The 12,112-nt window shown below is 39.6% G+C and carries 10 protein-coding genes; 6 read left to right on the forward strand and 4 right to left on the reverse strand.

Annotated features, from left to right (window positions below; translation table 11 throughout):
• Positions 1–355: 355 nt before the first annotated feature.
• The 4 genes from H4O18_RS07450 to H4O18_RS07465 all read right to left on the reverse strand — a co-directional run bounded on the left by H4O18_RS07450 (position 356) and on the right by H4O18_RS07465 (position 5,082).
• Positions 356–1,492 (reverse strand): ThuA domain-containing protein, encoded by a 1,137-nt coding sequence (locus tag H4O18_RS07450; RefSeq protein WP_246474089.1) that lies wholly within the window; start codon positions 1,490–1,492, stop codon positions 356–358.
• Positions 1,493–1,524: 32 nt separating this feature from the next.
• Positions 1,525–2,367: a sugar phosphate isomerase/epimerase family protein gene (locus H4O18_RS07455; protein ID WP_187582987.1), complete on the reverse strand. Its 843-nt coding sequence runs from the start codon at positions 2,365–2,367 to the stop codon at positions 1,525–1,527.
• 20 nt (positions 2,368–2,387) lie between these two features.
• The gene (locus tag H4O18_RS07460; protein ID WP_187582989.1) at positions 2,388–3,656 is read right to left on the reverse strand and encodes an MFS transporter; all 1,269 of its coding nucleotides are present in this window, start codon (positions 3,654–3,656) and stop codon (positions 2,388–2,390) included.
• 541 nt (positions 3,657–4,197) lie between these two features.
• The gene (locus tag H4O18_RS07465; protein WP_187582990.1) at positions 4,198–5,082 is read right to left on the reverse strand and encodes an AraC family transcriptional regulator; all 885 of its coding nucleotides are present in this window, start codon (positions 5,080–5,082) and stop codon (positions 4,198–4,200) included.
• A gap of 381 nt (positions 5,083–5,463) precedes the next feature.
• Here H4O18_RS07465 and H4O18_RS07470 point away from each other — a divergent pair, with 381 nt between their 5' ends.
• The 6 genes from H4O18_RS07470 (at position 5,464) to H4O18_RS07495 (ending at position 12,099) form a co-directional block, all read left to right on the forward strand.
• Positions 5,464–6,549, forward strand: coding sequence for a ThuA domain-containing protein (locus H4O18_RS07470; protein WP_222942367.1), 1,086 nt, complete (start codon positions 5,464–5,466; stop codon positions 6,547–6,549).
• 23 nt (positions 6,550–6,572) lie between these two features.
• Complete coding sequence (locus H4O18_RS07475) at positions 6,573–7,622, forward strand: sugar phosphate isomerase/epimerase family protein (protein ID WP_187582992.1); 1,050 nt, start codon at positions 6,573–6,575, stop codon at positions 7,620–7,622.
• Positions 7,623–7,685: 63 nt separating this feature from the next.
• Positions 7,686–8,840: a Gfo/Idh/MocA family protein gene (locus H4O18_RS07480; protein WP_187582994.1), complete on the forward strand. Its 1,155-nt coding sequence runs from the start codon at positions 7,686–7,688 to the stop codon at positions 8,838–8,840.
• Between the two features lie 96 nt (positions 8,841–8,936).
• A complete protein-coding gene (locus H4O18_RS07485) occupies positions 8,937–10,049 on the forward strand; it encodes a zinc-dependent alcohol dehydrogenase (RefSeq protein WP_187582996.1) in 1,113 nt (370 codons plus the stop codon).
• A 62-nt stretch (positions 10,050–10,111) separates the two neighbouring features.
• A complete protein-coding gene (locus H4O18_RS07490; protein ID WP_187582998.1) occupies positions 10,112–11,131 on the forward strand; it encodes an NAD-dependent epimerase/dehydratase family protein in 1,020 nt (339 codons plus the stop codon).
• On the forward strand, positions 11,128–12,099 hold the full coding sequence (locus tag H4O18_RS07495) for a Gfo/Idh/MocA family protein (protein ID WP_187583000.1): 972 nt from the start codon (positions 11,128–11,130) through the stop codon (positions 12,097–12,099). The genes H4O18_RS07490 and H4O18_RS07495 overlap by 4 nt, the downstream gene beginning before the upstream one ends.
• Positions 12,100–12,112: the final 13 nt, after the last annotated feature.

Genomic DNA, 12,112 nt, shown 5'->3' on the forward strand with positions numbered 1-12,112 from the left:
TCTGAATCGAGGGCGTAAGTTGGAGCCATTTTCTGTTCTGCGGGCAGTTGTTGAATGTTAAGACCCATTATATAGGTCCAAAATAATTAGTGTAATCAACCGGTTCTTTAATATGCCGACAAACAAAATCTATAACTGATAGGGGGGGATTTAGTGCAACAGCCTAGCTTACAAAAAAAAGAGGAGGTAAACAGTAGTTAAGTTTACCCATCCGTGCTAGGTCAATAGATTAAATTTAGTAAATTTTCCAATATGAAATGGAAATATTTTTTGATGTGCTATAAGTATTTTGAATAAAAAAAGCCAATAGAATTAAATCTATTGGCTTTTTGGTAGTTTGGTTGGTTAATTGGTACTATTTAAAATCGGATACTTTTAATTGTTTTTGATCCCAGTATTCGTCCTTTCTAAATTCATAGGTGGTGGGATTATAGGCGCCAACCAATTCTACATTGGTTTTGGGCGGTACCGGAAGATCTAGTGTCCAATAAACGGCATTTACAACCAATCGTCGCGTTCCCTCAATAGTGAAATCTACTGCTGAAAATGCAGTAGATGTAAAGGCTTTTCCTTTTTTACCCCCTGGGATCTGATAGGTTTTGGTCCATGCTACTGGCATTAAGGGCGCACTAACATCTTTACCACTGTTGTTGGTTTTTGCGGCTTCATCATCCGTGGGTCGCATACCGTAGAACATGTCATTTTCGTCGTATTCGCCTTTTCTGTTCATCACTTTTCCATAAATTATGGGTTGGGCATCCTCAACCATGGGAAGCCTAACTTCATAGACATCAGCTGAAGCCCATACATCCCCATCAGCGATACTATTGGTTATTCCTGAAGCTTTACCGGCCTCGGCTACAAAACCTTTGGTGCTTTGATGTTTATGGTGTCCATGATGGCTTACCCAATTTTCACCTAGAACGAGTCGGCCGAAACCACCGTTCCAATCCTCTTTATCTCCTTTATAACCGTTTCCGTAATGTTTGTAACTAGAGACATCCTCCTCCTTAAAGTTGAAGGCATGTGTTGCCGTTCTAAGTCCAATAACAGGTTTACCGGCCATTAGATAATCATCAATGTGTTTCATTTGATCATCTGGCAAAGCCCTGAACCTTGTGGCAATAATCATTAGGTCGGCGCTGTCCAAAGCTTCCAATCCTGGTATATTTTTCACATAATTTGCATCTATTACACCAGGATGGGCAGGATCTTGTGCGAATAGCACCGTACAGTTAAAACCATGGTGCTTGGACAAGATTTTTGCCAATTGAGGCATTGATTCCTCAGAGCGATATTCTTCGTCTCCCGAAATCAGAACTATATGCTTTGCATTCTTATCACTACCTTCAAAAGTTAGCCATTGCTGTGGTGTATCCGTTGCTTCCACGGACACTGCCTCACTGGACTTGGCCTCTTTTTGCTCTTTGCAGGCAAACATAAATAGGCAAACAAGAATAGGTAATAGATTTTTCATTAGATGATTTTTCATTATTTCATTTTAGTTGTAAAGAATTGGATTAATTATTTAATGCCCATTCCTTCTTTGATCAATTTTAAGCCCTTGGTATAAATTTCTTCCGATGGAGAGTAATCCCGCCACACATTAATGGCATTGGCAAATTCAGGAATAATGGTGCTGAATGCCTCTATAGTCAACCAACCGTCATACTTCACTTCCTTTAAAGCCTTAAATACTTCGTCCCAATGAACTTGTCCGCTGCCAGGCGTTCCCCTGTCGTTCTCACTAATATGCACGTGTTTTAGCACGGGGGCAATGGTTTTAATGGCTTCGGACTGACTTTTTTCCTCAATATTCGCATGGTGTGTATCGAACATTGCTCCTAAATTTGGATGATTCACTTCCTTAGCCATAGCACCTAAGTCTGCCATGGTATTGTATAGATAACATTCAAATCTGTTAACCGCTTCGGGAGCAAGCATTATATTTGCCTTCTGGGCATAATCAGCAGCTTTCCGCAACATTTCATTGCTCCATTGTTTTTCCTGCAAAGTGGGAGGTTGTCGTGTAAAGTAAGCAAATGTGGAATGAAAAGGCCCACAAATTACTTCTACATTGGCCGCAGCACCCATATCAATGGACCATTTTAGTTTATCTAGTCCGGCCTCTCTTGTTTTTTGATCTGGACTCGCTATATTCTCTTCTGGAGCCAAAGCTGCCACTGCTGTAACACCCATATCAATATTGGAGAAATGATTGCCCAATTTGGTGTAGTGCTTTTCATCTCCCTCACCTAAAAATAATTCAACTCCATCATACCCAGTTTTTTTTAGGGTATCAACAATATCAAAGTGTTGCTCTGTGACATGGTTAGTCCAGAGCAACATATTCATTCCAATTTTCATACTTAAATTTTATGTAATTTCTAATAGTCAGTAACGGGTTGGCCACTAGTAGCTTCAGCGGCATCGGTGCTTTTTCGTTTTTTAACCCAAAACCAAAGTATGGTAAATAGGACGATCAAGATAGCCGGAAAAGCAACCATGGTCCCTAATGTGGCTTGTCCTGCTACCAATTCGAGCTCATCACCGGTTAGTCCAGCTGCAGCAGCTTCAGCCTTATCAGCATCGATCCATCCACCTATGATTGGTTGGAATATGGAAGAAGAGAACATTCCTACCGCACCAATAATGGACATTCCCAAGGCACCACTTTTTGGTATTTTGTCAGCGACAAAACCAATCATGTTTGGCCAGAAATAGGCTATTCCCAATGCAAAGAAGATTGCAGCGACATAGGCCATGGTTCCAGTTTGAGTGCTAAAAAGATAGATACCTATTGTAGCTAGAACAGCCGAACCTAAAAGGACTCCTGTTTGATCGAATTTATGAACGACTTCTCCCCCAAAATAGCGGGCTACTGCCATTAATCCTGTAACCAGGGCTAAAATAATCATAGGTTCTGCACCACTCTTGGCCAAAATAAGACCTACCCATTGTTGTGGCCCGAATTCTGATATAGCGGTAAGGGACATACAAATAATCATAAATATAAATAATGGGGATACCATGGCTTTTAGATTACCACCAAGAGTTGCAGCTGCTTCAATTTTGGCTTTTGGCCATGATTGGCCGAAGTATAAATACGCATAGATCAAGGTCGGAATCATTATCACCCAGATTTGAGTCTCCCAACTTAAGCCTGCATCGGTCATAAATTTGGAAACAAGACTACCTATAACAATACCTCCTGGGAACCACATATGGAAACGGTTCATCATTCTGCTCATCCTTGTGCCCGAATAGGCGTCTGCTATCATAGGGTTACAGGCTGCTTCTGTACAACCATTACCTAGACCTATTAATAGGGTAGAAATGAGCAAGCCTATGTAGCTGCCAGAATATATGGTTAATATAATTCCTAGAGCGTGCGCAAAAAATGCAAATTGCATAATCGCTTTACCACCAACTTTGTGGTAGATCAATCCCCCGATAACCATAGATATTGGAAAACCAAAAAACCACATAGAATTTATGAAGCCTAATTGTTCCCCGGATAAGCTTAGTTCTTCACCCAGCTGCGGAAGAATCCCCGCCCTTATACTAAAAGAAAATGCTGTGGTAATTAATGCAAAACAACTACCATAAAATAGTCTATTGGCATTAGTTTTTTGTTGATCATTTGAATGTTCCATTGGTTTGATTAGATTTTTAATTAAAAGATGATTGTTAATTATATTTAAATTTCAGCGTATAAGTTTAATCTCTTTTTTACAATAATCATAATTTATTTTTAATTGTTTTGTCAAATGAAAAATTTAAGACCACTTATATTGCACTATTAGCACCTGTGTCTTGATCCATTTGTTCCTAACAATTTTATGATTTGATATATCTGAATTAATAAAGCTGATAAATTTAAACCTAAATGAATTTTAAAAGTTCCTATATCCTACTAAATAATGATACTTTTTTGTCATAGGGTGAATTTAGTGTCATTCGATCGAAAAAGTGTGTCCCATATAGCTATAAATAGGTATACTGAAAGGGACAGTCTAATCTGTGATTTAAAAGCTATTGATTGAGGGTTTTATCTATAGGATAAAATTTGCTTATTATTGGGAATTTACTTCAAGTATAATGAAATAGAAAACAGATCCAATTAAAGATTGATTCCTTTGGTTTTTGGACAAATGCGAAGGTTTAGTGGATATGATTGTAGGATTTCCGTTGTTTCTAAGAAATGCTGGTCTTGATATTAAGGAACAACTTACGATACTCATGGGGGCTCATATGAACAATGGCTTTAAATTGTCTATTAAAATTGGATAGTGCATTAAAACCGCATTCGTAACTAATTTGGGAGATATTGAAATTGTCCTCCAGCAATAATTTGCGGGAATGACCAATGCGAATTTCATTTACAAAGCGAGTGAATGTTTTATTGGCCCTAGGTTTAAAATACCTGCAGAAGGAGGTTGTGGTCATATTCAGCATTTCGGCAATTTCTTCCAAGGATATTTTGGTTTTAAAATTGGTCATGACATATTCGTAGACGATTCGCATTTTATCAGCATCGTCGCCTTTAAAGACGTTGGTGTATCCTGGGCTGGAAAGTAGGTGGTACTCCTCACTATTGGCGAGGATATCTATTATTTCCAATAACTTTATAATTCTTTTAAACCCCTGTTCGTTATTTATTTTGAGTAGAAGTTTATTAATTCTATTTTGGGTTTCCCCATAAAATTCCATTCCCCTTACAGAATTTTCAACGAATTTATTTATGTTATAGAATTCCTCCTTACCTAACAAAGCTTCGCTAAAAAGTTCGTGGTCAAAATAAATGACCAAACCTCTGGTGGTGAGTTTACTATTTTTTTCAAAATAAATTTCATCGCTCCGCCATAAATGGGGCAGGTTGGGACCTGTGACCACAAGGTCTCCTTTTTCAAAAGACTGCACATGATCTCCAACAAATCTAGTTCCCTTCCCTTCTGCAATCAAAGATATTTGGTAATCTGGGTGAAAGTGCCAATTGGGATTAAAGTAGGGGCCTTCCATATCTTTAAAGATAAAAGTTTCCTTGGTGGTGAGCGTTTTTTCAATGTTGGGGGTACTCATAAATTTCCGTTTTGGATTTCAATTTGGCTAAATTAAGACAAAAAAGTGTCATCATTTAGTAAAATATAGGGAATATCAATCCCGATAGTATTTTAGATTTGTAGAGCTAAGTTTTAATAGTCAGATTTTATAGCAATAAATTTTATGGATAGTGCATAAAATATGATAAAAAATTTGGATATTGATAAACTTTAGAGCTTGGAAAAGCTGAATGTTTTTTAGTGCATTATTCAAACTTTGATTTCATATAATAACAGCAAGTTTAGGAGGGAAAAAAATGATAATTGAGTGTTTTAGGTTTGTATTATTATGTTAGAATCATTAATTTTTACGTCTTCTTTATTTTCGATTATCCGGCGAAGAACAATATGGTATTTCGCAATGGTTTTTTTTCTTTGTTCATGTGCAGATCATGACAAGAAAAATTCCTTGGGTTTTAATTCGAAGTTCGTCGCTCAGGTAAGTGGAGAGGAGATAGGGCAGTCGTTGACAGTAATGGACAATGAAGATGAGTTTCGTGTAACATATAAAGGAGAAGATGGTCCTGGGAAAGGTAAACATATTGTGTTTATTGCCACCGATCACGAATACAGGGGAGAGGAGACATTGCCTGCCTTGGCTAGGATTTTAGCTAAAAGATATGGTTTCACCTGTACAGTGGTATGGGCTTTGGACGATAATGGCAATATTTTTCCAGGTGGCTCAAACTTGAAAGGTTTGGACGTCCTTAAAGTTGCAGATCTAATGGTAATATTTACCAGGTTTGCAAATTTTGAAGATAAGCAAATGCAATATATAGATGACTATCTGCATAATGGAGGACCGGTAGTAGGCCTAAGGACATCTACACATGCCTTTAAAAATGCAGATAACCCCAATTGGGGACATTATGATTATAAATACGAAGGTGAAAAAAAGGCTTGGCATGGTGGATTTGGAGAAGTAGTTTTAGGAGAGACCTGGGTGGGGCATTACGGAAAGAACCATCAACAGGCATCCAAACTGATTTTGGAGGAAACGAATAAAGAACATCCAATACTACTGGGAGTAAATAGTGCATGGGCACAGTGTGGAGGCTATAATGCATATCCTCAAGGAAAGGATTTAAAATTCCTAGCTCGCGGAAGGGTTTTGAACGGAATGACACCCGATGCTGCACCGGACACTACCAAAGAAGAACTTCCGGTAGCTTGGGCACGCACTTACCAATTGGAATCAGGTAGGCCGGGACGTGCCTTTACTACTACCCATGGGGCTTCAGAAGATATATTGAGTGAAGGTTTTAGAAGAATGCTCATTAATGCCTGCTTATGGGGACTGGAAATGGAAAAAGATATTAAAGCGGATAATCCGATCGATTTTGTAGGAGGATTTGAGCCAACTACGTTTAACTTTGAGGGTTATCAGAAAAATGTAAAGCCTTCCGACCTTGAAGGTTGGGAATCTGTAATAATGCCAAGAAAATAATAAGAACAATTAAAATTAATATTATGCCAGAAAATAACTATCCTAAACTCCACAACGCTTCGTGGCCAGGTGTGGTAGGAAAAGGACCTGATTCAGAGCCACCAATTTCTATAGATACCATGATCGAGCTAACGGCCAATGCCGAGGTAGACGGGGTTAAATTTGATGGATTTGATCTATTTGCCGCCGATCCCCATTTGGATATCGATTCCAATGATGACGGTATTAAAAAATTGGCAGATAAGGCCAGCGCTAAAAATCTGGAGATTGGAAGTTTGGTAGCTCCGGTATGGGCAGGAACTGGAGGAGGTTCTGCTATGGGATCTCGGGAAGAACGCAATCAATTTGTAACTCAGGTACGCAAAGCCTGTGAAATAGGAAAAAAATTACGAGATCTAGGAATACGTCCCAACGGTGTTATTCGAATAGATTCGTCCGTTGATCCACATAGTTGGGCAGCGGATCCTGTGGCCAACACAAAATTAATTGCTCAAACTTTCCGCGAGGCTTGCGATGTTGCTGCCGATTACGGAGAATCACTTGCAGCTGAAGGTGAAATTTGTTGGGGTGGAATGCACGGTTGGAAAACCATGGTAAATACCCTTGAGGCGGTAGATCGTCCCAATATAGGATTTCAGGCAGATATGGCGCATACTTTATTGTATCTGTTGGGTTATAATAAAGAGGATGAGAGAATATTGCCCAAAGATTTTGATTGGAGCGATAGGGCAACTTTAACAGAAGGTCTTAAAACCATAACCGCGGCCCTTCGCCCATGGACCATTGATTTTCACGTAGCCCAGAATGATGGCACGGTTTTCGGATCTGGATCTCATGATAAAACGGGTAGACATTGTCAGGCCTCGGACCCGAACGGAAAATTGGATATCGCTGTGGATGCCGGCCATTGGTTGCGTGACGAAAACGGTATTCTGACCAAAAAAATAAGACATATCTGTTGGGATGGATGTATGTTCCCCAACGATGTAATGATGCAGCCTAAAACTTGGAACGATATTTTAGGGGCTATGATCAAAGTGCGTCAACAACATGGTTGGTACGAAGCAACTTAGGATTAATAGTTAATGCTCGATTGTTCAATATAAATTCAATTTAAAATAAAAAATAGAGTACACATGTCAAGTAAGAAAGAATTACGAATAGGAATGGTAGGATATGGATTTATGGGAAGAACCCATTCCAATGCCTACAGGAGGGTTGGCAATTTTTTTCCAGAACTGAAATATCAACCTATATTAAAAGCTATTTGTGGGCGTAATCTAGAACGGACGCAGGCATTTGCCGATCAATGGGGCTATGAATCAGTAGAAACCGATTGGAAAAAGCTGATTGCCCGTGATGATATTGATGCCATTGATATCTGTACTCCCAACAATATGCATGCAGAAATTGCCATTGCAGCCGCGGAAGCGGGAAAAATGGTTTTATGTGAAAAACCTTTGGCACGTACCGTTGCAGAAGCGCAACCTATGGTAGATGCTATTGAAAAGGCAGGAGTGCCCAATACGGTTTATTTCAATTACCGAAGATTGCCATCTGTAAGCCTTGCAAAACGACTAATTGATGCAGGTAAATTGGGCAAAATATTTCATTATCGAGCCAATTTTTTACAGGATTGGACCATAAGTCCAGAACTTCCACAAGGTGGGGAAGGATTATGGCGATTGGATAATGACGCGGCCGGATCTGGAGTAACAGGTGATCTATTGGCGCACTGTATAGATACTGCAATGTGGTTGAACGGTGGAATAAAGGATGTTTCTGCCATGACCGAAACCTTTATTAAGGAAAGGGTGCATACGGGTACTGGCGAAAAACAAGAGGTAACTATTGATGATGCCTGTATGTTTCATTGCCATTTCGATAATGGTTCTTTGGGTCTTTTTGAATCTACAAGGTACGCTAGGGGTCATAAGGCCCTATATACTTTTGAAATAAATGGGGAACATGCCTCCATAAAATGGAACCTGCACGACCTTCAGCGTTTGGAGTATTTTGACCATAGGGACGAGTCTCAGGAAAGGGGATGGCGTTCAATCCATGTTACGGATGGTGATCATCCTTATATGGATAAATGGTGGGTGCCAGGATTATCAATTGGTTACGAGCATAGCTTTGTACATCAAATAGCAGATTTTCTTAAAGCCTTGGAAGAAGGTAAACCATGTTCGCCTACCTTTAAGGAGGCTCAAGAAACACAGAAAGTTTGTGAAGCAGTTTTAGACTCTGCCAAAACTAAAAGTTGGAAAGATACAGGTGTTGAATGGTAGCTTAAGATTTCCCTAATGGGAAGGCTTTAGTGTAAAGTTGAATAGTTATTTTTTCAACTTGAAATTAAACTTGAATTAAATCAATAAATTATCCCGATGAGTAATTCTATAAAAGGCTTTTGCCTTCAGAGCAACGAAAAAATATATCCAAACTCTGGCCAATCTGTACTGAGTAATTCTGCTGTAGTAGACATGGAAATCCCTCCATTAAAGGAAGGGGAAATATTGGCAAAAACACTGTACACAGGTATTTGTGGTTCAGACAATAGCGCAACTATTGGCAAGGCCAATTTTGACTGGGTGCAACGTCCCCGAGTTATTGGTCACGAATTTAGTGCCGAAGTATTGGAATTGGGACCAGGGGACCATGGAGACCTTAAAGTAGGCGATATTTTTACTCCTTTGGCCATGTTGGGTTGCCGGGAAGAAGATTGTCCTGCCTGCAGTGTATCCAAATGGAATTTGTGTTCCAAAAAGGAAATAATAGGTTTTCATAGAAACGGAGGATTTGGACAACAAGTGGTGTTGGAATCAGATAGGGTTGTCCCTTTAATGAAGGGTCTAACGCCGGCCCAAGGTGCCTTGGTAGAACCTTTGTCCATTATTACCAATGCACTTTATAATAAATGCGATATTAAACCTGGTCAGGATGTGGTGGTAACAGGTTGTGGCATTATAGGGATGATGTCTGCCGAAGTTGCTAGGGCCGCTGGGGCAAGGGTTGCCGTTACAGGTATTGCACACGATCGCGATATCCGTTTAAAAAGAGCAAAAGAAAGAGGTTTCATTACCATAGAGGTTTCGCCGGAAAACTCCTTGACCACACAATTGCAAAATGGTATTACCGATGATAATGGTGTTCCGTTTGGCTCTAACGGGAAAATAGATTTGCTTATAGAATGTTCTGGTGTTCCACCAGTCCTTACAGAAGCAATTGGTGTTGTAAAACCGGAAGGGGACATATGTGTTATTGCTACCTATGGAACCGATGTGCAGATCAATGCCACACACCTCACCCGTACATCCTTGAATATGAGGGGGTCTATGGGGTCTTGTAGAGCAGATTATATGGCTGCACAAAAATTGATGGTTACCGGAATTTTCCCTTCTGAACATTATACGGATTACTATGATTTTAAAGACATTAATCAAGCTTTTGAGGATTCTATAAAAGCTAATAATATGAAGGCGGTTGTAAAAATGAACTAACAATTCATGTGGTCTTCTTAAGACCTACAACATAATATCTAAAAAAATAAGCATTAAAGATTATGCACAAAATATTTATTACCGGGGGTACAGGCTGCATAGGGTCGGTTACTATTTATAAACTTTTACAGTCAAAGGAGGTTGGAAAAATTGTTATTGCAACACGCTCCAATAATACAGATCCATTGAAATTGTGGATGGGGGAAGATTTGGATTCCCGTTTAGAGTTCGTTACTCTTGATGTCTCAAATTACAAAGAGATTGAAAGGGTATTGTTCGAAGTTGACCCAACGCACATTATACATTTAGGGGCGTACCAAAGTCCAGATTGTTCCCGCGATCACATAGGTGGAATGGAAATAAATACTGGAGGTACAATGGCACTTTTTGATGCTGCTGAAAAATTATCCAACCTAAAGCGCTTTGTATTTGCAAGTTCTGCCGCAGTTTATGGAATGCGGTCCATGTATTCGGTATCCATCATCCCTGAAAATGTTCCTTTAGCTCCGCCCAATCATTATGGGATATGGAAATTAGCGGGTGAGCATCTTGCTCGCTTATTTCATGACAATACCAAAGTACCAACGGTTTGTTTACGGTTAAATACTACTTACGGGAAAGGTAGGGATAAAGGGAAAACTTCTGCTCCGACCAATGCCTTAAAGGCAATAGTCCTAGGACAGGTGGCAGGAAAGGTAATACCTTTTGAAATGCCTTATCAAGGCCGGGAAAACTATCATTTTGTTGAAGATGTGGGAGCACAATTTGCTGCCTGTGCATTACAGCCCTATGAGGGCTTTGGGGCGTTTAATATTCAAGGTGAAACAATTCCGATTACCTCATTTTTAGAAATTATAAAAGAACAGGCTACATCTTTGGGCATGGGAGACTATGTTTCATTATCCGTTACCGAAGGTGCTCCACCTAACCTTTTCGTATGCGATTTAGATCATGCAAAAATAGCAAACACTTTTAAAGATTTGCCATTGACCGAAATAGTCGAGGGAATAAAAAATTCATTATTGGAGTTTAAGGCGATGGCAGAAAAGGGTACTTTAAAATATTCTACTGCTGCCTCATGAAAAATATAGGAATAGGATTTATAGGAGCAGGGGATATTGCCGATTTACACGCCGAGGCCATTAATAGTTTGCCAGGAGCACAACTTGTTGGACTTTGGAATAGAACATTTGAAAAGGGCGCAAAGAAAGCCGAAAAGTTCGGGTGTAAGACTTACAAATCCGTTGATGATTTGTTAGGGGATGCTGAAATAGATGCTGTTTTTATATTGACCAATATGGAAACCCATTGCGATTATACCCTAAGAGCAGCAAAGGCTGGAAAGCATATATTGGTAGAAAAACCTGCGGCCTCCAGTATTTCTGAGCTTGAACTCATGCAGGAGGCTGTCGATAAAGCCGGGGTGAAATGTATGCCCGTGCATAATTATATCTATGAGGCTGGTATAAAAAGGGCTAAATCCATGATTGAAAGTGGTAAACTGGGCGACATTTCCCAGTTCTATATGATGTACAATATTCATCATGCCGAAGAAATCAGGGCGCGCTACCCAGGGGTCATTCGTCAGATATTGACCCATCATAGTTATACCATGTTATATTTGGCCGGACAACCTAAAACCGTATCCTGTCTAAAACATACCGTTGATACCACTATAGCCCCACAAGAAAATGTGGCAATGGCCAATATACAAATGCAAAACGGTACCCTAAGTCATTTATCGGCGAGCTTCGCAAATGATGACCATGCAGGGGACCCATGGACTTGTATCATAAAAGTAATTGGAACCAAAGGTAGTACCCGTTATAGTTATCGTGATTGGGTAATAAATGACCGCAATGGTGCCCACTCACAAACATACCAAGCCTATCCGGAATCCATTAAAAATACAGCAACACATTTTATCAACAATGTATTGCGGAATAATGAGGCACCACTTTCGAGTCTTGAGGATGCCATTACCTGTCAACGAATTATAGAAGCTTGTGAAAAGTCTGTAAAAGAAGGAATTCACGTGAATATCAATTAATTATATATCTAAA

It is taken from the genome of Arenibacter arenosicollis (assembly GCF_014397245.1).
GTDB classification, from domain to species: domain Bacteria; phylum Bacteroidota; class Bacteroidia; order Flavobacteriales; family Flavobacteriaceae; genus Arenibacter; species Arenibacter arenosicollis.

What these genes read in the sequence shown, in the direction of transcription:
- H4O18_RS07450 (WP_246474089.1), bottom strand. Translation starts at nt 1,492, where the DNA reads ATGAAAAATCATCTAATGAAAAATCTATTACCTATTCTTGTTTGCCTA.
- H4O18_RS07455 (WP_187582987.1), bottom strand. Translation starts at nt 2,367, where the DNA reads ATGAAAATTGGAATGAATATGTTGCTCTGGACTAACCATGTCACAGAG.
- H4O18_RS07460 (WP_187582989.1), bottom strand. Translation starts at nt 3,656, where the DNA reads ATGGAACATTCAAATGATCAACAAAAAACTAATGCCAATAGACTATTT.
- H4O18_RS07465 (WP_187582990.1), bottom strand. Translation starts at nt 5,082, where the DNA reads ATGAGTACCCCCAACATTGAAAAAACGCTCACCACCAAGGAAACTTTT.
- H4O18_RS07470 (WP_222942367.1), top strand. Translation starts at nt 5,464, where the DNA reads ATGGTTTTTTTTCTTTGTTCATGTGCAGATCATGACAAGAAAAATTCC.
- H4O18_RS07475 (WP_187582992.1), top strand. Translation starts at nt 6,573, where the DNA reads ATGCCAGAAAATAACTATCCTAAACTCCACAACGCTTCGTGGCCAGGT.
- H4O18_RS07480 (WP_187582994.1), top strand. Translation starts at nt 7,686, where the DNA reads ATGTCAAGTAAGAAAGAATTACGAATAGGAATGGTAGGATATGGATTT.
- H4O18_RS07485 (WP_187582996.1), top strand. Translation starts at nt 8,937, where the DNA reads ATGAGTAATTCTATAAAAGGCTTTTGCCTTCAGAGCAACGAAAAAATA.
- H4O18_RS07490 (WP_187582998.1), top strand. Translation starts at nt 10,112, where the DNA reads ATGCACAAAATATTTATTACCGGGGGTACAGGCTGCATAGGGTCGGTT.
- H4O18_RS07495 (WP_187583000.1), top strand. Translation starts at nt 11,128, where the DNA reads ATGAAAAATATAGGAATAGGATTTATAGGAGCAGGGGATATTGCCGAT.